The sequence below is a fragment of the Paraburkholderia silviterrae genome (genome assembly GCF_004353915.1).
Classification (GTDB): Bacteria; Pseudomonadota; Gammaproteobacteria; order Burkholderiales; family Burkholderiaceae; genus Paraburkholderia; species Paraburkholderia silviterrae.
The window spans coordinates 204853-224036 of record NZ_SMRP01000006.1; the positions used below are offsets into that span (position 1 = coordinate 204853).

Annotated in this window: 20 protein-coding genes and 1 pseudogene; 8 read left to right on the forward strand and 13 right to left on the reverse strand. The window is 64.8% G+C overall.

Translation table 11 applies throughout. From position 1 onward, the window contains the following. Positions 1-474: 474 nt before the first annotated feature. Together EYW47_RS15245 and EYW47_RS41820 are read right to left on the reverse strand one after the other, a co-directional pair. Positions 475-780 (reverse strand): GNAT family N-acetyltransferase, encoded by a 306-nt coding sequence (locus tag EYW47_RS15245; protein ID WP_240763705.1) that lies wholly within the window; start codon positions 778-780, stop codon positions 475-477. After that, a complete protein-coding gene (locus tag EYW47_RS41820) occupies positions 752-1165 on the reverse strand; it encodes a hypothetical protein (RefSeq protein WP_240763706.1) in 414 nt (137 codons plus the stop codon). Before EYW47_RS41820 ends, EYW47_RS15245 begins: the two co-directional genes overlap by 29 nt. A 99-nt stretch (positions 1166-1264) precedes the next feature. On the opposite strand from EYW47_RS41820, the gene EYW47_RS15250 reads away from it, so the two are divergent. After that, on the forward strand, positions 1265-2635 hold the full coding sequence (locus EYW47_RS15250; protein ID WP_133195653.1) for an MFS transporter: 1371 nt from the start codon (positions 1265-1267) through the stop codon (positions 2633-2635). Between the two features lie 391 nt (positions 2636-3026). Further along, positions 3027-4016, forward strand: a complete 990-nt coding sequence (locus EYW47_RS15255; RefSeq protein WP_338117825.1) for a diguanylate cyclase domain-containing protein — start codon at positions 3027-3029, stop codon at positions 4014-4016. 36 nt (positions 4017-4052) lie between these two features. Here EYW47_RS15255 and EYW47_RS15260 read toward each other — a convergent pair whose 3' ends face one another. The 4 genes from EYW47_RS15260 to EYW47_RS15275 all read right to left on the reverse strand — a co-directional run bounded on the left by EYW47_RS15260 (position 4053) and on the right by EYW47_RS15275 (position 8147). Further along, positions 4053-5216, reverse strand: a complete 1164-nt coding sequence (locus EYW47_RS15260; RefSeq protein ID WP_133195655.1) for a patatin-like phospholipase family protein — start codon at positions 5214-5216, stop codon at positions 4053-4055. 176 nt (positions 5217-5392) lie between these two features. Further along, positions 5393-6109 (reverse strand): IclR family transcriptional regulator, encoded by a 717-nt coding sequence (locus EYW47_RS15265; protein WP_133195656.1) that lies wholly within the window; start codon positions 6107-6109, stop codon positions 5393-5395. A gap of 85 nt (positions 6110-6194) precedes the next feature. After that, positions 6195-6881, reverse strand: coding sequence for a Vgb family protein (locus EYW47_RS15270; protein ID WP_133195657.1), 687 nt, complete (start codon positions 6879-6881; stop codon positions 6195-6197). A gap of 45 nt (positions 6882-6926) precedes the next feature. Then, positions 6927-8147, reverse strand: a complete 1221-nt coding sequence (locus tag EYW47_RS15275) for a helix-turn-helix domain-containing protein (RefSeq protein ID WP_133195658.1) — start codon at positions 8145-8147, stop codon at positions 6927-6929. Between the two features lie 104 nt (positions 8148-8251). Between EYW47_RS15275 and EYW47_RS15280 the strand changes: the two genes are divergently transcribed. Next, the gene (locus EYW47_RS15280) at positions 8252-9016 is read left to right on the forward strand and encodes a DUF899 domain-containing protein (RefSeq protein ID WP_133195659.1); all 765 of its coding nucleotides are present in this window, start codon (positions 8252-8254) and stop codon (positions 9014-9016) included. Positions 9017-9204: 188 nt separating this feature from the next. Beyond that, the gene (locus EYW47_RS15285) at positions 9205-9891 is read left to right on the forward strand and encodes a DUF2182 domain-containing protein (RefSeq protein ID WP_205710075.1); all 687 of its coding nucleotides are present in this window, start codon (positions 9205-9207) and stop codon (positions 9889-9891) included. A 17-nt stretch (positions 9892-9908) separates the two neighbouring features. On the opposite strand, the gene EYW47_RS15290 is transcribed toward EYW47_RS15285, so the two are convergent. Together EYW47_RS15290 and EYW47_RS15295 are read right to left on the reverse strand one after the other, a co-directional pair. Continuing rightward, complete coding sequence (locus EYW47_RS15290) at positions 9909-10154, reverse strand: hypothetical protein (protein WP_133195661.1); 246 nt, start codon at positions 10152-10154, stop codon at positions 9909-9911. Positions 10155-10284: 130 nt separating this feature from the next. After that, positions 10285-10509, reverse strand: a complete 225-nt coding sequence (locus tag EYW47_RS15295) for a hypothetical protein (protein ID WP_133195662.1) — start codon at positions 10507-10509, stop codon at positions 10285-10287. Positions 10510-10818: 309 nt separating this feature from the next. Between EYW47_RS15295 and EYW47_RS15300 the strand changes: the two genes are divergently transcribed. Continuing rightward, entirely contained in the window at positions 10819-11538 is a 720-nt protein-coding gene (locus tag EYW47_RS15300) for a YceH family protein (protein WP_133195663.1), read from the forward strand. A gap of 205 nt (positions 11539-11743) precedes the next feature. Here EYW47_RS15300 and EYW47_RS15305 read toward each other — a convergent pair whose 3' ends face one another. After that, a complete protein-coding gene (locus tag EYW47_RS15305; RefSeq protein ID WP_133195664.1) occupies positions 11744-12079 on the reverse strand; it encodes a hypothetical protein in 336 nt (111 codons plus the stop codon). A gap of 175 nt (positions 12080-12254) precedes the next feature. After that, positions 12255-12608 carry a DUF4148 domain-containing protein gene (locus EYW47_RS15310; RefSeq protein ID WP_133195665.1) on the reverse strand — a complete coding sequence of 118 codons (354 nt, stop codon included), beginning with the start codon at positions 12606-12608 and terminating at the stop codon, positions 12255-12257. Between the two features lie 575 nt (positions 12609-13183). Here EYW47_RS15310 and EYW47_RS15315 point away from each other — a divergent pair. Further along, positions 13184-14695, forward strand: a complete 1512-nt coding sequence (locus EYW47_RS15315; protein WP_133195666.1) for a CoA-acylating methylmalonate-semialdehyde dehydrogenase — start codon at positions 13184-13186, stop codon at positions 14693-14695. A 193-nt stretch (positions 14696-14888) separates the two neighbouring features. Next, complete coding sequence (locus tag EYW47_RS15320; protein WP_133195667.1) at positions 14889-16598, forward strand: tetratricopeptide repeat protein; 1710 nt, start codon at positions 14889-14891, stop codon at positions 16596-16598. On the opposite strand, the gene EYW47_RS15325 is transcribed toward EYW47_RS15320, so the two are convergent. Further along, positions 16588-17472: an AraC family transcriptional regulator gene (locus EYW47_RS15325; protein ID WP_133195668.1), complete on the reverse strand. Its 885-nt coding sequence runs from the start codon at positions 17470-17472 to the stop codon at positions 16588-16590. The genes EYW47_RS15320 and EYW47_RS15325 overlap by 11 nt on opposite strands. A 198-nt stretch (positions 17473-17670) precedes the next feature. On the opposite strand from EYW47_RS15325, the gene EYW47_RS15330 reads away from it, so the two are divergent. Then, positions 17671-18576: an NmrA family NAD(P)-binding protein gene (locus tag EYW47_RS15330; protein WP_133195669.1), complete on the forward strand. Its 906-nt coding sequence runs from the start codon at positions 17671-17673 to the stop codon at positions 18574-18576. A 182-nt stretch (positions 18577-18758) separates the two neighbouring features. Here EYW47_RS15330 and EYW47_RS42665 read toward each other — a convergent pair whose 3' ends face one another. Both EYW47_RS42665 and EYW47_RS41825 read right to left on the reverse strand, forming a co-directional pair. Continuing rightward, on the reverse strand, positions 18759-18869 hold the full coding sequence (locus EYW47_RS42665; protein WP_377785014.1) for a 4Fe-4S dicluster domain-containing protein: 111 nt from the start codon (positions 18867-18869) through the stop codon (positions 18759-18761). Continuing rightward, positions 18867-19184 (reverse strand): annotated as a pseudogene (locus tag EYW47_RS41825) (NAD(P)/FAD-dependent oxidoreductase); the annotation flags it as partial. The gene EYW47_RS42665 and the pseudogene EYW47_RS41825, both read right to left, overlap by 3 nt.

Here is a 19184-nt window from a genome sequence, read left to right on the forward strand (position 1 = left end):
TTCGGAGCGGCTCCGGAGCATCCGTCTCTTCGCACACTCCGCCTCAGTGACAAGGGGCTCATCCTTCCCGCCACGCGCTACGCGCGGGCGGAAGGGTCTGCAAGGAAAACCGGGCGTACTGCCTGAGAATGCGCGGTGTTCTGATGGGTGAATACGTTGGAGTCCTACGAATACGCGTATATTCCACTGGCTTGGGTTATGCCCCACGGCGCGCGCAGCGCCGCCGGATGGATGAGCCCTTAGTCACTCCGGGTGACGGCGAGTGATGACAGACGCCCCGGAGCCACTCCGATTAACGCCCAGTGGTGAACTGCGTCACACTGGCGGTTTGAGCGGCTTTCTTTTGCCTACTTTTCTTTGCCGCTGCAAAGAAAAGTAGGTGCCGCCCCGCACAGGGGTAACACTAATAGACCGACATGAAAACAAGGAAAGGCCAAATCCCTTAGTAATACGAAAAAATTGCCAGCATACATATCAATTTCCATATTCGATACGCAACCGCAGCATATCCCGCAACCGAATGCCCTCTTCGAAGATCGGCTCTTGATAGTGCATGACAAAGAAATCGCGATCGATTGCGACCACCCGAAAGCCATGCCGCTGATAGAAGGTCAGCTGATATCCGAATGAGCCGGTGCCCACTTCCAGCGCTCGCGCGCCAGCGTCCCGATAAAGCTCGATCACCCACAGCAACAGCCGCGAGCCAACGCCTAACTGTTGCTGTTCCGGCCTGACCGCAATATTCATAAGCTCATGGACGCCCGCTTCTTTCTGCTGCACCACACACACCAACCACAACACCCTCCTTCAAGACAACAAAGCATCTCGACTCCAGCAAATAAGCACGAACCTTTTCTTCTGAGGGATCGGCCATCAAAAGAAGATCCAACGGGGCACTGGACGGCAAAACTTCTTCAATCGATAACGAAATCATCGTGTTCCAATACAAAGCGAAATTCACGAAGGCGGCCGCAGGCATCAACGCCACCAGCGCCACCAACGGCAGATCAGGATTTACCCGCAATATCCCCTGTAAACCCCACTCCGGGAGAGATTCTTGCGCAGACCAATCGAATCCACAATACATCATAAGGTGATATATCATTGTGGAACCACCCTGGCGACCCATAGCGCGTACCGCGTGCATCGCGGCCGATAAGGCCATCGCGCCCGCCAAGTGGCGCGCATTCGCCTGCCCATCGAATCCACCCGCCGCGCAACAGGAGTCACCAGACCCTATCACCCTTACTCTTGGGGGTGCGAAATGAGTGACAACCAGTCGGGAGCGCTGCTCTTATCGGACCAGGAAGCCCACCGTCAATTGCGCCGTGCTGTGATCGCCAGCACGATCGGCACCACGATCGAGTGGTACGACTTCTTCCTCTACAGCATTGTCACGGGCCTCGTTTTCGCGAAGCTCTATTTTCCTGAATCGGATCCGCTCGTCGGCACGCTGCAGGCGTTTCTGATCTACGCCGTCGGCTTCATCGCACGGCCGGTTGGCGCGGCCATTTTCGGCCATTACGGCGACCGCGTCGGCCGCAAGGCCACGCTGATCGTCACGCTGCTGCTGATGGGACTGGCCACGTTCGCCGTGGGCTTTGTTCCGACGTATGCGTCGATCGGTATCTGGGGCGCCGTGATGCTCACGGTGCTGCGCTTCATTCAAGGCGTGGGCGTGGGCGGCGAATGGGGCGGCTCGGTCCTGATGTCGATGGAATGGGCGCGCACCAATTCGCACCGCGGCTTTGTCGCTTCCTGGCCGCAATTCGGCGTGCCCGCAGGCTTGTTCATCTCCAACCTCGTGGTGCTGGCAATGAGCCAGATCTCCGGCAGCAGCTTCCTCACCTGGGGATGGCGCGTGCCGTTCTTCCTGAGCATCATCCTGGTCGCTGTCGGCCTCTATATCCGCCTGAGCATCCTCGAAACGCCAATCTTCGCGAAGCTCCTCGCCGAACACAAGATCGAAAAAGCGCCGACCATGGAAGTCATCCGCCGCCAGCCCAAAGACATTCTGCTCTCGGCATTCGCGCGCATGGCCGAACAAGCCCCGTTCTATATCTTCACGGCGTTTATCTTCGCCTACGGCGTACGAACGCTCGGCGCCTCGCGCGACCTCATGCTCACGGCCGTGTTGGCCGCTTCAGTAGTGGAATTCTTCACCATCCCCTTCTTCGGCCACGTCTCCGACATCATCGGGCGCAAGCGGATGTACATGATCGGCGCGGCCTGCGCCGGCCTGTTCGGCTTCGTCTTCTTCGCCATGGTCGACACTCGCAATCCGGTGCTGATTTTCGCGGCCATCGTGCTTTCGCTGGTGCCGCATTCGATGCTGTACGGGCCGCAAGCCGCCTTGATCGCCGAGTCGTTCACGGGGCGGCTGCGTTACAGCGGCGCCTCGCTCGGGTATCAACTGGCTTCCTTGATTGCCGGCGGTCCCGCGCCGTTGATTGCCACCGCGCTGTTCGCTTACTACCGTTCGGGCTATGCGATCGCGGCTTATATTTTCGTATGCGGTCTCGTGAGCCTCGCGGCCGCCTCGCGTATGGGCGACTACACGAACAAGGACATTTCGCGGGAATACGACGACGCACGGTCGTTGGGCGATAGCGGGCACACCGCCCGTCACGCCTGATCAGTCCTCCCAGGTATTGAGCATGCAGGGTGGCGCCGCGAGGCGCCACCCCTAACTCGACCGGACGGCCGATATAGGCCGAGCCGTCCGTCATGTATTTTCAACCGATATGTTTCGTTGAATCGCTCCGTCATTCATCGCGCATAAATCAATCGGCTATTCCGGCACCTTTCGTTTTCACTACATCGAGGAGCGGGCCAATATCACGCCATTTCCACCACACTGAGCCAATCGCATCGCCAATGCGGCACATGCTCGCGTTAAACTGCCGGACGATAAAACCAGGATCGAAGCGGGGGTAGTTGGCATGGGCGAGGCGTACTCTCATTCTTGGCCCGGGCAAGGTCTTTTCGGCGCGTTCCCCAAGAACCCGGAGAAAGAACAAGCGGTATTGCGTGTATCGCTCGGCAGTGTAGTCGTGCTTGCCTATCTGGTTGCCGCCTGCGTTTATCACTCGAAGAGCGTCCGCGTGACGACCGCGATAGCCGCGTGTTACGTGGCCTACGGCGTCGCAACATACATCGCTGCCACAGCAGGACCGCGCCGCTCGCCGCTGCGATTGACCATCACCACGATCGCCGATCAGGCCGCATTGATCGCGCTGCTGGCGCTCGGCGGCAGGGCTGCGCTCCCGCTGCTGTGGGTCATATTCTGGTTCCTCGTCGGCGCCGGATGCCGTTATGGCCAGCGCATGCTGGCCCTCTCGTGCACGGTGGCGCTCACCGGCATCGCGGGCTTGATGCATTGGCACCCGTGGTGGCGCGCGAACTTCCTGGCCGGGCTCGGGGTAGCGCTCAGCCTTGCCGCCACTTCGCTCTATCTGGCGGTGCTCGTGCGTCGGCTGGAAAGGCAGGCCGCGACCGACCCGCTCACGGGACTCAGCAATCGCGTGCGGCTCGAGCAGGCCATCGGCCGCACGCTCGCCATTCGCGGTCCCGAGGCGAACCGCGCCGCATTGCTTTTGATCGACCTGGACGGCTTCAAGGAAGTCAACGACGCTCACGGTCATGCGGTCGGCGACGAGCTGCTGCGCAGCTTCGCGGCGGCGCTCGTGAGCCACATGCGCCGCGGCGATATGCTCGCCCGCCTCGGCGGCGACGAATTCGTGGTGCTGGCCCATCAGGTCCATGACAAGGAACGCGCGCTGAATATCGCCACGAGCATTCACGCGATCCTGAAGGCCTTGCACACCGTTGCGGGACATCCGGTCGCCGTTTCGGGCAGCATCGGCGTGTGCATGCTCTCGCAAGGGACCGGCGCCGCTGCCCTCAATGCCCGCACGTTGATGCGCGCGGCAGATAGCGCCATGTACCGCGCGAAATCCTGCGGCAGCGGGCAAACCATGTTCGCCGACGCTGCCGAATTGCACCCAGGCGCGTAACGGCACGACGCTAGCGCAGCGTCGTCACGCATCGGGTCAAACGCGTCCGTCCGCGCTTGCACCTTCGTCCGCGCTGTAGACGGTCAAGCCCTCGATGGGGTCCATCGGCGCCTCCCAGGGACGCTCGGCAATGGCGCGCATCGCGGCCTCATAGCCGGCGCGCTGGCGCGCGGCAATGCCGGCCGGTGTGAAATCGATATCCTTCAACTGGTCGTCGCCATCGAGCCGCGGCGCAGCGAGCTTGATCAGGCGCATGGTGGTCTGGCATCCCCAGGCGGCAAGCGCCTCAACCTCCGCCGTGGCGCGCTCGGCTTCGGGCAGCCGCTTGACCAGTTCGCGGATCACGTGGCGCAAGCGGTGGATCTGCTGCTGACGCGCAATGTGGCTATCGGTGCGGCTCGCGTACTGGATATCCTTTTGCCGCTCCGAGATCTGCCAGATGTTTTGCGGCTCGGGGCCTGCGGGGTTCCACACCTGCACCGAGAAAATGATCGAGCTTTTGCGGGGCTTGTCGTCCAGCACCACCTCGACTGGCGTATTGGAGTAGATGCCGCCGTCCCAATACGGCTCGCCGTCGATCCGCACGGCCGGAAACGCGGGCGGCAGCGCGCCCGAACTCATGACGTGCTCCACGTTCAGCCGCTGGTCGCGCGAATCGAAATAGCGCATCGCGCCCGTGGTGGCGTGAACCGCGCCCACCGTCAAACGCGGATGCCCGGCATTGAGCAGGTCGAAATCGACGAGCGAAGCGAGCGTGTCGCGCAGCGGCTCAATCAAGTAATACGACGCGCGGTCCACGCCCAGCGGGAAGAGCGGACCGAGCCACGATGTCGGATTGGGCTGGAAGAATCCGGTGATGCCGCCGCCGATGATCATCCATTTCGCAAACGCCTTTTCCCAGGCTTGCCCCCAGGCGGGCAAGTTGCCGGGCATTCCGGCAGGCAGGTCGAGGCGTGTGCGGTCGGTCACTCGCGTCCAGAACTCCGCGAGCCGTTGATAGCGGCGCTCCGGCGGATTCCCGGCGATCAAGGCCGCATTGATCGCGCCGATGGAGGTGCCAATCACCCAATCGGGCTGGATGCCCGATTCGTCCATGGCCTGGTAGACACCCAACTGGTAGGCGCCCAGCGCGCCGCCCCCCTGAAAAACGAGGACGACTTGCCCTGGCAACGTTTTATGTGCTGGCCGATTTGCCGCCATATCTTGCCTCGCTGACTGTGCCGTGTGTGACGCAGGGACTCGAATGCCATCAGCAAGTGTAGGCGTTTCACCGCGAGGGTGCGCTGGCAGAAGCAGTGGAGAGGGTGTCGAAAACGCCCTGTGCGGTTGCACAAGGCGTGTTCGAAGTGTGGCCGCTCACGCAAATGACGCCGGACTCAAAACTTCGAGAGCGCCTGCGCTGAGCCGATGAGATCCGCCAGCATCAAATCACGCTTGGCCGGGTCGGTATCGCGGCTCGTCATGAAGCAGAGCGCCGCAATCGTTGCACCAGATCGGTCGCGGATGGGCGCGGCCATGCAAAGCCGAAACGTATTGGAGAGCCCTTCGGTGCAGCAGTAGCCGAGCGTGGCCGCGTGCTCGATGTCGTGCAGAAAATCCGCAAACTCGACGCGCTTGCCGTTGTCGAGCACGAAATCCTCGTCCGGAATGAGCGCGCGAATCTCGTCGGCGCTCAGGTGGCCGAGCAACAGGCGCCCCGTGGCGGTCCACGGAATCGGCACCTTGACGCCGATTTCCGAGCTGATGTTGAACGGGCGCGAGCTGTTCTCCGAAAGCTCCACCGTATATTTGTTGCCTTCGAGCGTGCACAGTTGCGCGGTTTCGTCGTGCTTGCGCACGAGCGCGAGAATGGCCTGGTGCGAGCGTTTGATCAGATCGTTGTGCTGCGCATAGTCCGAGCCGTAGTAATGCATCACGCGGCCGAAGAACACAGACCCGTCTTCCGCAATTTCGAGCCAGCCCGCGTCGGCCAGAATCGTGACCAGCTCGTACACGCTCGAACGCGGCGCACCGGTCGCCTCGATAAGCTCGCGCATCGTCAGCGGACGCTGCGCGAGGTGCAACTGCCTGAACATGCCGATAACGCGGTCCACCCATCTCTATGAGGACTGAAAAAAACGGCGGAAAACGCCGTGGCAAGATGATCCTCGCCGCGGATTCGATGAAACCTGGCGCCGCTCAAGCAGCCGTTTCATCGTCCTCATGACGGGCGGCATCCCGCTGGGCGGCACTCCGCTTCGGGCGTCGCACCGCGCGGATTTTTCCGCTGGCGCCGCCGCCGCAAAAGAATTGGTCGGCACCGTCCGACTCCAGCCCCGAAACACCCATCCCCGCTGGCATGTCGAGCCGCTCGAGCACCTTGCCCGTGTTCGGATCGATGTGCCGCAACTCGCTCTCGTCGCCTTCCCAGGTGGCGTGCCATAGCTCACCGTCCACCCACGTCACGCCCGTGACGAAGCGGCTCGATTCGATCGTCCGCAGGATCTCGCCGGTCTCAGGGTCGACCTGGTGAATCTTGCGCTCGCGATACTCGCCCACCCAGAGCGTGCCGTCGGCCCATGCGAGCCCCGAATCGCCGCCCTTGCCCGGCGCCGGCAACGTGGCCAGCACGCGGCCCGTCTGCGGATCGATCTTCTGGATCTGCGCCTCGGCGATCTGGTAGAGGTGCTGGCCGTCGAAGGCCGTGCCCGCATGCGAAGCCACGTCGAGCGAGCGCAGCGTCTCGCCGCTCTGCGGATCGAGGGCCGCCAGCCGGTCGCCGGTCGCGTACCAGACCTTGCTGCCGTCCCAGGTGACGCCGTTCACCCTCTCGACGCCAGGAAATGGGCCGTATTCGCGAATGATGCTGGCAGGGGCGTGCTTCATCGTTTCCTCCATTCGGTCCGCATTCGAACACCTGATGCCATCATCCTAGTCGCCCGCCAGCGGCGCGGGGAGTAACAAGCTGGTCGCGAATCCGGGAGCGGGCGGCATAGTCCAGCGGCGCGCGCGCCCCTGGCCGAACGCCTGCACCTTCTGCCCCGCCGCCAGCGCGTCGAGCGCGCGCTGCACGGTGCGCTGGCTCGCACCCAGCGCTAGCGCGAGCGCCGAGCTCGACCACGACTCGCCGTCCGCGAGCAGGGCAAGCACCGCCGCGTGCTGCTCTTCGACGGGCCGCGCGAGGACGACCACTTCGCGCGCGCGGCCAGGCGCGAATGCGAAACCTTGCGGCGTCGCGTCGATGTCCACCATGCCGCGAAGCAAGCCGCGCAAACGCCCGATCTCGACACGCAAACGCGCACGGTGCGATTCGTCGGCGTGCTTCATGCGAAACGCGCGCGCGATGAGCGCATCGCGCGGCACGTCGCCGGGCCACGCTTCGGCCAGCGCGCGCGCCAGCACGAACAGCACCGGCCGCCGCGCGAGCGGCACCACGACCGCACCTTCGCGCACGACGTAGCGGCACGCGTCGACAACCAGCGCCTGCGACGCCAGCAACGCTTCAACATCTTCGAGCCGCATGGCGCGCGCCTCGCCCCGCACGACGAGGCGCGCAGCGGGCGCTTCGAGCAGTTGCGCCGCGCTCTGGACCTCGGCAAAGAGCGGCACGATACCCGCGAGACGCGCCGCCTGGGTGGCAACGGCCAACGCGTCGCGGGCAGCTTTCGTCTGGATGCGCCGCATTGCGATGCCTGCGGCGATCAACGCGTGCGCCGCACGTAATGCGGGCGGCAAAGGCGCGGGATCGATCCCGGCGAGCAGGCCGCCGGCCTCGTCGAGCCGGCCGATCAGCAGCAGGCGGCGGATCTCCAGATAGCGCGCATGCGCGACGTTCAGGCGGTCGCCGTGCGCTTCGAGCGTTCGGCGTGCCGCATCGAGCGTGGCCACGGGCCAGCCGAGATCGCGCGAAGCCAGCGCGATTTCGGCTTGCGCGACGATGCAGCGTGCGCGCGCCACCGCTTCTCTCGCGCCGAAAGCGCGCGCCGCGCGGCGCAACAGCGCTTTCGCGCGCTCGAGGTCGCCGAGCTGCGCCATGGCGATACCGCGCAGCGCGAGCGCGGGCGGGTCGTCGCGCAACGCGACGCGATTGAGCGCGCCGAGCGGGTCACCGGCTGCGAGCGCGCGCGCCGCAGCCGTGATCAGCGAGTCCATGCTCATCGGAATCCCGACACACTTGTCACTCCCTCCCGTGCGAAGCCCCGGCCTAATCTACCACGGCAATCAGGCGGTTCTTTACCGATCAACAGGAGGCAACCATGGCAACGCACACGACTGGAACACGCGAGCAATGGCTCGCGGCACGGCTCGACCTGCTCGCAGCCGAAAAGGAACTCACCCGGCGCGCCGACGCGCTGGCCCAGCAACGCCAGGCCCTGCCGTGGGTGCGGGTCGACAAGGCGTATTCGTTCGAGACCGGGCAAGGCCAGGCAACGCTGCCGGAGCTTTTCGCCGGACGCTCGCAACTGCTCGTCTATCACTTCATGTTCGGGCCCGACTACGCGGCGGGCTGCCCATCGTGCTCGGCGCTCGCCGACGGCTTTGCGGGCAGCGTCGCCCATCTCGCGAATCACGACGTGACGCTCATGGCGGTCTCGCGCGCGCCGCTCGCGAAGCTGCTGGCCTACCGGCAGCGCATGGGGTGGACGTTTGCGTGGGCGTCCTCGCGCGACAACGAATTCAACTTCGACTTCAACGTCTCGTTCACGGCCGAGCAGCAGCGCGAAGGAATCGTCGAGTACAACTACGTGCGCGGCGGCCACGCGATGGACGTGGAGCCGCCATCGGCACCGGTCGCGCAGTTCGCGGCGAGCTGTGGGACCGACGCCGCCACCTTCGCGCTCGACCGCCCCGGCATGAGTGCGTTCGTGCTCGAAGACGGCGCGGTCTACCACACGTACTCGACTTACGCGCGCGGCCTCGACGGCCTGTGGAGCATGTACCAGTGGCTCGACCGCGCGCCTCGCGGACGCAACGAAGCGGGCGTCTGGTGGAAGCGGCACGACGAGTACGTCAATCGCTGAGATCGCTGAGATCGCTGGAATCGCCGAAATCGCCGGGACTGACCATGAACATCGCCGACATCACACGCGTGCCCAGGGGAGCGCGGCGCGGGACATCCCGGCGCATTGCGTCGAACGCAATCCTCATCGGCGCGGCGGCACTGCTCTTCGCGGCAAGCGCGGCCGCGACACTGCGGCGCTACGCGTACATGGCGACGATGAGCGGAACGCCGATGGCGGGACGCTGGATGCTATCGGCGATCTGGACGCCGATGTGCGGGCAGACGTGGCTGCATGCCGCCGCCTCGTTTGCCTGCATGTGGGCGGTCATGATGCCGGCGATGATGCTGCCTGCGCTCGTGCCGATGCTGATGCGCGAGCGCGAGACGTGGCGCAACTTCTCCCCCATTCGATCTGCATTGCTAACCATATTGACCGGCACGGGTTACTTCCTGGTCTGGATATTTGCCGGGTGCGCTGTATTTGCGCTGGGCGCCGCGCTCGCCGCAATCGCCATGCGGGTGCCGGCATTCGCTCACGCTGCGCCTGCGGCCGCGGGCGCGGTCGTTGTGCTCGCCAGCCTGCTGCAATTCACGTCATGGAAAACCCGGCGGCTCGCCGGGTGCCATGATATGCGCCGATGCACGCGGCGCCCGCCAGAGAATACGTGTGCGGCCCTGCGCCATGGGATGCTCCTTGGGATGCGTTGCGGGTCCTGCTGCGGCAACTGGATGGCCGTGCTGCTCGCGCTCGGCGTGATGGATCTGTGGGCGATGATCATCGTGACGGCCGCCATCGGCGCGGAGCGCCTAGCGCCATTTCGCGGGCATATCGTGCGGATCACCGGTCTTGCCGGCGTGGCTATGGGTGTGTCGATGCTGGTGCGGGGCTTTTGACGCGTCGATGGCCGGCATTACTGCGCGCGGCTCGCGGCGTTCTGAGATCGCGCTGACGCTGCAAGCGCTTGCGTAACACTCTCATGCCACATGGGCTCGAAGCGTCGTTCGCCTACGGCGCGGCCCCAGGCGACCACCCAGCGCGTCGCCATGATCCGCTCATCTGCGGAGTCGACCTGAATGAGCCGCTTCATCGCGAGGGAAAGGCGCTGCATGGCGTAACGCTTGCGTCGCGTCTCGATCTCGGTTCGCATCATCGTCATACCTTTTCGGGTTGCGTGACTGGCAAAGCAGAAGACCGAGTAGACCAGAAAGTTTGTTCAGTGGGGGCCGAAAATGCGGTTTGGCCGCAGCGAAGCGAAAGCGCACAGCCCGGGAAGACCGTGCCCCGTTTTATTGTTCGAAACCGGCGAGCGCGCCCTCACGGAAATCGTCGAGTGCGCGATTTCCGTCTCGCCGGGCTTCGGTTTCGTGGACGAACGTGGTCTCGCTGTACGCGATGACCTTGAAACCGCTGCCAGCAGGCCGCGGAACGGTAATGCCCCAGTGCCAGCCGCCTTCTTGCTCGAAGACATACAGCCTTGGGGACGAGTGCAGCGTTGGCGTTTCGGACGTCATGATGGCACGCCCTCCTTTGAATGAAAGCATTCGACGTCAATAGCAGACTCGATCAGTTTAGGCGTCATTTTGCTGCGGTGCAATAAGGATTGTTACCGACTGTTTGCGCTGCACCACGCTTCCTGGCCATATAGCGGGACTTTGGGCAGTCAAGCCGACGAATGATGTTGCAAAGCGCAATAAAAATTACAAAGCGGGCGGCGCACCGTCACCGCGCGGCAGCACGACGCGCAAGCCGCGTCGATTCGCAAGCGCGAGCCGAGCAGGTATCATCGAATCCCGTAAAAACTCCCCTGCCCGCCACCGCTTATGAACACCCCTGCCGATGCTTCCTCGCCGCGCACGCTGCGTGCGCTCACGCCGCTTGAAGCCCGCATCGTCGGCGTGCTGGTCGAGAAGCAGCACACCGTGCCGGACACTTATCCGCTCTCGCTGAACGCGCTCACCTCGGGGTGCAACCAGAAGACCGCGCGCACGCCCGTCATGAACGTGAGCGAGGCCGAGGCGCTGAGCGCCATCGAAGACCTCAAACTGGTGAGTCTCGTGTTCGAAGGCAGCAGCAGCCGCGTGCCGCGTTTCGAGCACAACCTGAATCGCGTGCTGGGCGTGCCGGCGCAGGCCGTTGCGCTGCTCACCGTGCTCATGCTGCGCGGCGCGCAAACCGCCGCCGAGTTGCGCCTGAATTCCGCGCGCCTGCACGGTTTCGCCGACGTGTCCTCGGTCGAGGCCTTTCTGAGCGAACTCGCCGAGCGCGAGCCGCCGCTCGTGGTGAAGCTGCCGCGCGCGCCCGGCGAGCGCGAAAGCCGCTGGATGCACCTGCTGTGCGGCGAGGTGAGCGTGAGCGCCGCCGCGCTGGCCGGTGAGGATGCCGGCGAACGCGAGGCGGGCGGCGTGACGCCCGACGAGTACGAAGCGCTCAAGGCCGAGCAACAGCGCCTGTCCGACGAAGTCGCGCGCCTGCAGATGATGGTCGAGCGCATGGCCGAGGAGCTGGGCATCTCTATCGAGAAGCTCTCGGGCGCCGCATAACGCGGCAAGGGGCGGCCTGAGCGCCGCCCGCACGTCGCGGACGCGCACGTCGCCAACGCGCACGTCGCCAACGCGCATGTCGCCAACGCATGTCGATATCGAATCGGCATGCGCGTCGCTTTATTCGTGATCCTAAACACATCCATCTTCATGCAGCGACAGGCTGGCGCTCTCGCGGCCACGCCGCGAGAGCGCCGCCCGCACGTCATTGCCCGATCTGGCGGCTGACGTGATTCTCCTGCTGATTCAGCGCGCGGTCTTCCGCTCGCGTGATGTGGCTGCCGTCCTGGCTCGCCATCAGACGCTCCTCGTGGCGGATCTGATGGTCGTCGCGATGCAGCCGGGCGGCTTGCGCGTGGGACATCTCGCCCTCTCTGACTTCGTTGTGAATGCGCCGATCCTGATTCGCCAGCCGATGATTGACTTCGACGCGGCGTCCATGCGTGGCGTCCCAGTGTGTATAGGTCGAAGCGGACGCCGTCCCGGCGAACGCGAGCGTGAGGGTGGCGATGGCGGCAAGATAAACGGGCAACGTACGCATGATGTTCTCCCTTGGGGTTTCCGTGAAGGTCGACGACGGAACTATTCCGTCCATCCGCTCAACGCTGCCCGTTGCCGCGATGTTGACGTTGCATCTGTGAGTTCTGCAACCGTATATTTCCGCCGCCGCGCCGCGCCGATCCGGCGTGCCTCGCAGCGGCAGCGGCTGCATCTCATTACGAGTGCGCGTAGATCGGTTCGAGGCCCACGACGTCCGGCTGAGCGCCCGACGCCTGCGGGGTGCGCGCCTGGCGCATTGCCGCCACGTGCCCGCCCGCCGCTGAACTGCCGCTCGTCATGCCGCCGTAGGCGGCATTCGCATCGCGCTGGCCGGCGTCGAGACGCGCGAGCGCGGCTTGCAGGTTCGCGGGATATTGCGTGTTGTCACTGGCGGGGCGATAGCCGCTCTGCTCGAGTTGAACGAGTTGCGCACGGACTTCTGCGCGGGTGAGCGCGTGATCCGTCTGGGCGAACGAAACAGCGGGAGCGGCAACGGCAACGGCGGCAATGAGGGTGCGAACGAGGTTCATGATTTTCTCCAGATGTAAAGGAAGATCGCGATAAAGGTCTGCATCAAGACGGTACGCATGGGCCGCAATCCTGCTGCACCTGCGTGGCGTCCGAATTGAACGCAATTCGTGAATCCGTCTTGCGTGGAGGTATTGGAATCCTCGAACGTATCTCGCTTGTTTCCGCGACCGGGCCTTTTGCAAGCCTGTGTGTCTTTGCGCGCCACAGATACATTGCGCTACAAACCGGCAACGTATGCTCTGCGTTCTTCAGCGCACACAGAGCGCGCCCTCGCTGCCTGCACGGGTCCTATTCTGGTTGCCCATGGAGAGTGCGACGGTACGACGTGATTCGGATCGCGTTGACGGCCCTCGCTCCAGAGGCAGCCCCTGCCTGAAAGCCTTCCGGAGCGCCTGCCGCCGCAGCGCCACGAAGCTGGTGTACTGGCCGGCGCCCGCGCGCGCCGCAGCATCTTTCATCGTTTCGCCAGTCTATTGTTCATGAGAGAAAACAATCAATTCAGCGCACGAGTCTTTGCAGCGCGCCGGCGCCTCCGTACACTGGCCTGCATCAACCCACATGGCGAGGAGATGAGATGCAGGCCTATACCGACAGCGCAGACGTAGCCCACTTCATTGGCGGCAAGACCGAGCGCGGCACGGGCGACCGTACCCAGCCGGTGTTCAACCCGGCCACGGGCGCGGCCGCGCGGCGCCTCGTGCTGGGCGAGGCCGCCGACGTCGACGCCGCCGTGGCGAGCGCAAAAGCCGCGTTCCCGGCGTGGAGCAACACGCCGCCCATCCGGCGCGCGCGCGTGCTGCTGCGCTTTCTCGAGCTCATGAACCGCCACAAGGACGAGCTGGCCGCCATCATCACCGCCGAGCACGGCAAGGTGTTCGCCGACGCGCAAGGCGAGGTCGCGCGCGGCATCGACATCATCGAATTCGCTTGCGGCGCGCCGCAACTGCTCAAGGGCGACTACACCGAGCAGGTCTCCACGGGCATGGACAACTGGACCGTGCGCCAGCCGCTGGGCGTGGTCGCCGGCATCACGCCGTTCAACTTCCCGTGCATGGTGCCGTGCTGGATGTTCCCAGTCGCGCTGGCCGCGGGCTGCACCTTCGTGCTCAAGCCGAGCGAGCGCGATCCTTCGGCGTCGCTGTTCATGGCGCGCCTGCTCAAGGAAGCCGGCTTGCCCGATGGCGTGTTCAACGTCGTGCAGGGCGACAAGGTAGCCGTGGACGCGCTGCTCGTGCACCGCGACGTGAAGGCCGTGAGCTTCGTCGGCTCCACGCCGATCGCCAGCTACATCTACGAGACGGGCGCGAAGCATGGCAAGCGCGTGCAGGCGCTCGGCGGCGCGAAGAATCACATGGTCGTGATGCCCGACGCCGATCTCGACCAGGCCGTGGACGCGCTGATCGGCGCGGGCTACGGCTCGGCGGGCGAGCGCTGCATGGCGATCTCGGTCGCGGTGCTGGTGGGCGACGTGGCCGACAAGATCGTGCCGCGCCTCGCGGAGCGCGCGCGCCAGCTCGTCGTGAAGAACGGCATGGAAGCCGACGCGGAAATGGGCCCGATCGTCACGCGCCAGGCGCTCGAGCGCATCGAAGGCTATATCGCAACCGGCGTGGAAGAAGGCGCGACGCTCGTGGTGGACGGCCGCGGCCTCAAGGTGCCCGGTCACGAAGACGGCTTCTTCACCGGCGGCACGCTGTTCGACAACGTCACGCCGGAGATGCGCATCTACAAGGAAGAGATTTTCGGACCCGTGCTGGCCTGCGTGCGTGTGGACGACTTCGCGCACGCCGTGCAGCTGATCAACGATCACGAATTCGGCAACGGCGTGGCCTGCTTCACGCGTGACGGCAACGTGGCGCGCGAGTTCGGCCGCCAGATCGAAGTGGGCATGGTCGGCATCAACGTGCCGATTCCGGTGCCGATGGCTTGGCACGGCTTTGGCGGCTGGAAGCGCAGCCTCTTTGGCGACATGCATGCCTATGGCGAAGAAGGCGTGCGCTTCTACACGAAGCAGAAGTCGATCATGCAGCGCTGGCCGGAAAGCACCGAAAAGGGTGCCGAGTTCACGATGCCCGTGGCCAAGTAATTCGCATTACGAAGTAAAAACGGACTGCGCCACTGCCCGCTACACGCGGGCAGTGGCGCTTTTTTATTGGGGACGCACCAGCGCGCGTGTCGTCGGCACCTCAAATTCCGGCTGCTTTTAGGAATTATCTTGTTCAAGGTACGAACGAGGCGGAGCAGGATGGGCGATCCACACCACGGACAAAGGTGAAAGCATGTGGACCGCTGAATCCTGGCTGACGTCTCAATCGCTCTACGCATCTGGACATTACGGTGAGGCGCTATCGCACCTCGAACAGTTGCTTCAATCCGCCCCCTCGCACCGGCAGGCCATCGAGCTTGCCGCACGTTGTCTCGACAAACTGCACCACGCACCCGGCGAGCAGCCGGATACGCAGTCGGCGCAACGCGCGCAGGTTCGCGCGGCCGATCAGGCAGCGGCGCTCAACAGTCTCGGCTGCTGGTTTTATGGCCGAGGGCAATTGCCACAAGCCGAACACACCCTCGAACTGGCGCTTTCGGTCAAGCCAGACTGGCCAGAGGCGCTGAGCAATCTCGGCCTCGTATTGCGCGCGCAGCGCCGCGAAACAGAAGCGGAGGCCACGTTGCGGCGTGCACTTGCCATCGCGCCGGACTATGCGGGCGCCCGCAACAACCTCGCCGTGCTGTTGTGGCAAACGAAGCGCCTCGAGCAGGCCGAAGCGCAATATCGCCAGATTCTCGGCATTCAACCCGGCTACGCACTCGCCCACAACAATCTCGGCCTGGTCCTGCTGGATCTCGGCAGACCTCAAGACGCGGAAGTCGCATTCCGGCATGCCCTGGCGATCGATACCCGCACGCCGGCGATGCACAACAACCTGGGCAACGCGCTGAATCAACAAGGCCGCAGCAGCGAGGCCATTGCAGCCTATCGCGAGGCGCTGTCGCTGCGCCCCGATTACACGACCGCGCGTGGGAACCTTGCGATGCTCCTGCTGCGGCTCGGTGCCTTTGAGGAAGGCTGGCGCCACTTCGAGGCCCGCAATGACGAGTCCGCCGGCACGGCCAGCGGGAAGCGGCCGCCTGTTCCTTATCCGCAATGGCGCGGCGAGCCTCTGGAGGGAAAGTCGCTGCTCGTCTGGCCTGAGCAGGGTTATGGCGACCTGCTGCAATTCTGCCGTTATCTGCCCTTGCTGAAGGCGCGCGGGGTGGCGAGGCTCGGCGTCGCCTGCCCACCCGCGCTCAAGCGGCTTTTCGAAGGCATGGAGGGCGTGGACGCACTCTATCCGCTCGACGGCACAGGCACGATTCCCGGCCATGACTACTGGTGCCTGATGCTGAGCCTGCCGATGCATTTCGGCACGACGCTCGACACGATCCCGGCGCACACGCCCTACCTGCGCGCCCCCGCCGATCTGACGCGCGAGTGGAGCGCGCGATTGCCCTCAGGCGGCTTCAAGGCCGGTCTCGTCTGGGCCGGCGATCCACGGCCGCACGACCCCGGAATGAATGCGATCGACCAGCGCCGCTCCTTGCCGGCGCGCGCGTTCCTGCCCTTGCTGCGTATCGTGGAGGTTGCCGACGTGCGCTTCGTGAGCTTGCAGAAAGGCGCCGCGTCGCAGCCTCAGATCGCGGACTTGCCGGCGAACCTGCGGCCCTTCGATCCGATGGGCGGCGTGCACGACTTCGCCGACACGGCCGCGATCATCGAATGTCTGGACCTCGTGATCACCGTGGATACCTCGGTGGCGCACCTCGCCGGGGCGCTGAACAAGCCCGTGTGGATACTCTCGCGCTACGACGGCTGCTGGCGCTGGCTGCGCGAGCGCGACGACTCACCCTGGTATCCGCGTGCGCGCCTGTTCCGGCAGACCGAGCCCGGCAACTGGGCCGGCGTCATCCATCGCGTAACGCAAGCGCTGGAGAGTCTGCTCAAGCCGTGAACCGGGGCGCCCTGTCGCGCATGATCTCGCGCGGCGTCACGCCAAGCACGCGATTCATCCAGTGCGCCAGATGGCTCTGATGCGCGAAGCCCACTTCCAGCGCGACCTGGGTCGCGTTGAGGCCGCCCTTCAGTAACAGCGTCTTCGCGCGCTCCACCCGCCGCCGCACCACGTATTGGTGCACCGGCATGCCCAGCGTTGCGCGAAATAGCACCTTGAAATGGGGCACGCTCAGCTCGGCCAGGGCGGCCAGCTCCGCGAGCGTGAGACGTGCATCGAGATGGCTCTCGATGTAATCGGTCACGCGGGCGGCCAGGCGCGGCGAGAGCACGGCGACGCGTCTTGCTTCGAGCGGCCCGGCGGCGTCGAGCAGGCGCACCGCGATCGCCGTGCCGATGCTTTCCGCGTACAGGGGGTCCGAGGCCTCACCCGCTTCGAGCTCGGCCCGCAGCGCCCATGCGAGATGCTGCAAGCGCGCATCGCGCATCTGCAGGCGCGGCTGAATCGTTGCGGTACCGGGCTTGCGCACGAGTTGCCCGGCGATCTCACGCACGAAGGTGTCCTCCAGACGGATGCTGAGCACCGTGCAGTCGGCGTCGTCGGTCCATACGCCATCGAGTCCCGCGGGAACGACGTCGGCATCGCCTTCGGCCTGGATGCGCGCGAGGCGCAAGCCATCGCAGACGCAATGCGCGCGCACCGGCGCGCCAAAATGCACGCCGACACGGTGGTATGCCGTGCCGGGAATGCGATGCCGGCCCGCCGAAATGGCCAGCATTTGCGCGCCGAAGCCACGCCAGTCCAATGCGCCACTGCTTGCGAGCGTAACGCGGCCAACCGCCGGTGCTATCGCGTCTTCCAGCACTGCATTCATGGCATCCCCCGTTGCGCGCCACCCGAGTGGCCCGCTGCGCAAAACGTCGAGCGGCCAGTCTAGTAGATTCGGGACGCCAGGCGCAACGGGCCTGGAATGCATCATCTAGTTTTGCTCGCTTCGATCCTTCCCTGCGCGTTTTGCTGCCCCGGCCCCTTTACGATCATGACCACCCCATCGACCAGGACAGGAGCCGTCATGTACGTCATATTTGGAGCCTCGGGTAACGCCGGATTCGCAACCGCCGCAGCCTTGCGGCATGCGGGCCGCGCCGTGCGCGCCGTGGTGCGCGACACGCGTCACAGCGCGCGCCTTGCCGCGCTTGGCTGCGAGGTCGCGCTCGCGGATTTGACCGACCTTGCGTCGGTTGCCGCGGCGATGCGCGGCGCGCAAGCAGTGCAGATGCTTTGTCCCGTGCCCGTGGCCGACGCGCATCCCGAAGCGACGATGCGCAAGATGATCGACATCGCCGCCGAGGCGCTGCGCACGGACCCGCCCGAGACCGTGCTCGCGCTGTCCGACTACGGCGCCGAACTGGACGCGAATACCGGCATCACGCGGCTTTTTCATTACCTCGAGGAGCAATTGAAGCCCATCGCCGACCGGCTGATTCTGCTTCGTTCTGCCGAGCATATGCAAAACTGGCGCCGCACGATTCCCGCGGCGCTGGCCTCGGGCGTGCTGCCGAGTTTTCATCATCCGTTGAACAAGCGCTTTCCCACGGTCGCGGCACAGGACGTTGGCACCGCATCGGCGCAACTGCTGCTCGACGCCGCGCGCGGCAACGGCACCCGCGTCGTAAACATCGAGGGGCCGAGGCGTATCAGCGCGACGTACGTTGCCGACGTACTCGCCGAGATCGGCGGCCAGGAGGTGCTCGCGCGCGAACTGCCGCGCGACCAGTGGACGCCGACGCTGCTGCGCGCGGGCCTCAGCGCGCGTCATGCGCAGTTGATCACCGATCTCTACGACGTGCATAACGCCGGCAAGATCGACGTCGAGTTCGGCCTGCACGAGCGGCGCTTCGGCAAAACGGAGTTGATCGAGGTGTTTGCGCCGATCGTTGCCAGTTTGCGCACCGAGGCGCGTTTGCAGGGGGCTTGAGGGTTGCGCAGCCGCGCCGTGGTGTAGCCGCGCGCGCCATCCGACCTTTGGGACGCCAGGCAGATCATTCGCGATCCGGCGACGCCCTCGTTCCCGACAGGGAACGAGGAGGCGTCATTGCGCGCTCCGTCGTTCAAGTCGTATCCGATTTCTCGATCCGCCGATTTTCCCGGCTCCCGATCCTACATGTTCGGATAGTTCGGTCCGCCGCCGCCTTCGGGCGTGACCCACACGATGTTCTGCGTCGGGTCCTTGATGTCGCAGGTCTTGCAGTGCACGCAGTTCTGCGACATGTTGCCGGTGGCCACGCCCTTGACCGAGCCATCGTCGTTGTAGAGCACCTCGGCAGCCGGAAACCCCGGGAAGATCTCCACGCCCAGCGCCTCGGCCTGCTGGCCCAGCCAGCGCGTGACGTTCGCAAGGCTGATCACGTAGTTGCCGTGGTTCTTGAAGTTGTCGGGCAGCGCCCAGTTGGGCACCGCCTTCGCGCCGCCTTCCGTGAGGAAAAGAAATTGATCTTCGGTCACGGGAACGTTCAGCGGCGCGCGCTGTTCCTTCCAGTCGGGAATGAGCTCGTCGATGGCGCGCGGGTCCATGACCGCGCCCGA

Coding starts and splice junctions, on each gene's coding strand:
- EYW47_RS15285 (WP_205710075.1), top strand. CDS start 9,205: ATGGCGACGATGAGCGGAACGCCGATGGCGGGACGCTGGATGCTATCG.
- EYW47_RS15330 (WP_133195669.1), top strand. CDS start 17,671: ATGTACGTCATATTTGGAGCCTCGGGTAACGCCGGATTCGCAACCGCC.
- EYW47_RS15280 (WP_133195659.1), top strand. CDS start 8,252: ATGGCAACGCACACGACTGGAACACGCGAGCAATGGCTCGCGGCACGG.
- EYW47_RS42665 (WP_377785014.1), bottom strand. CDS start 18,869: ATGTCGCAGAACTGCGTGCACTGCAAGACCTGCGACATCAAGGACCCG.
- EYW47_RS15315 (WP_133195666.1), top strand. CDS start 13,184: ATGCAGGCCTATACCGACAGCGCAGACGTAGCCCACTTCATTGGCGGC.
- EYW47_RS41820 (WP_240763706.1), bottom strand. CDS start 1,165: ATGGCCTTATCGGCCGCGATGCACGCGGTACGCGCTATGGGTCGCCAG.
- EYW47_RS15325 (WP_133195668.1), bottom strand. CDS start 17,472: ATGAATGCAGTGCTGGAAGACGCGATAGCACCGGCGGTTGGCCGCGTT.
- EYW47_RS15260 (WP_133195655.1), bottom strand. CDS start 5,216: ATGGCGGCAAATCGGCCAGCACATAAAACGTTGCCAGGGCAAGTCGTC.
- EYW47_RS15250 (WP_133195653.1), top strand. CDS start 1,265: ATGAGTGACAACCAGTCGGGAGCGCTGCTCTTATCGGACCAGGAAGCC.
- EYW47_RS15290 (WP_133195661.1), bottom strand. CDS start 10,154: ATGACGATGATGCGAACCGAGATCGAGACGCGACGCAAGCGTTACGCC.
- EYW47_RS15275 (WP_133195658.1), bottom strand. CDS start 8,147: ATGGACTCGCTGATCACGGCTGCGGCGCGCGCGCTCGCAGCCGGTGAC.
- EYW47_RS15305 (WP_133195664.1), bottom strand. CDS start 12,079: ATGCGTACGTTGCCCGTTTATCTTGCCGCCATCGCCACCCTCACGCTC.
- EYW47_RS15320 (WP_133195667.1), top strand. CDS start 14,889: ATGTGGACCGCTGAATCCTGGCTGACGTCTCAATCGCTCTACGCATCT.
- EYW47_RS15270 (WP_133195657.1), bottom strand. CDS start 6,881: ATGAAGCACGCCCCTGCCAGCATCATTCGCGAATACGGCCCATTTCCT.
- EYW47_RS15310 (WP_133195665.1), bottom strand. CDS start 12,608: ATGAACCTCGTTCGCACCCTCATTGCCGCCGTTGCCGTTGCCGCTCCC.
- EYW47_RS15295 (WP_133195662.1), bottom strand. CDS start 10,509: ATGACGTCCGAAACGCCAACGCTGCACTCGTCCCCAAGGCTGTATGTC.
- EYW47_RS15300 (WP_133195663.1), top strand. CDS start 10,819: ATGAACACCCCTGCCGATGCTTCCTCGCCGCGCACGCTGCGTGCGCTC.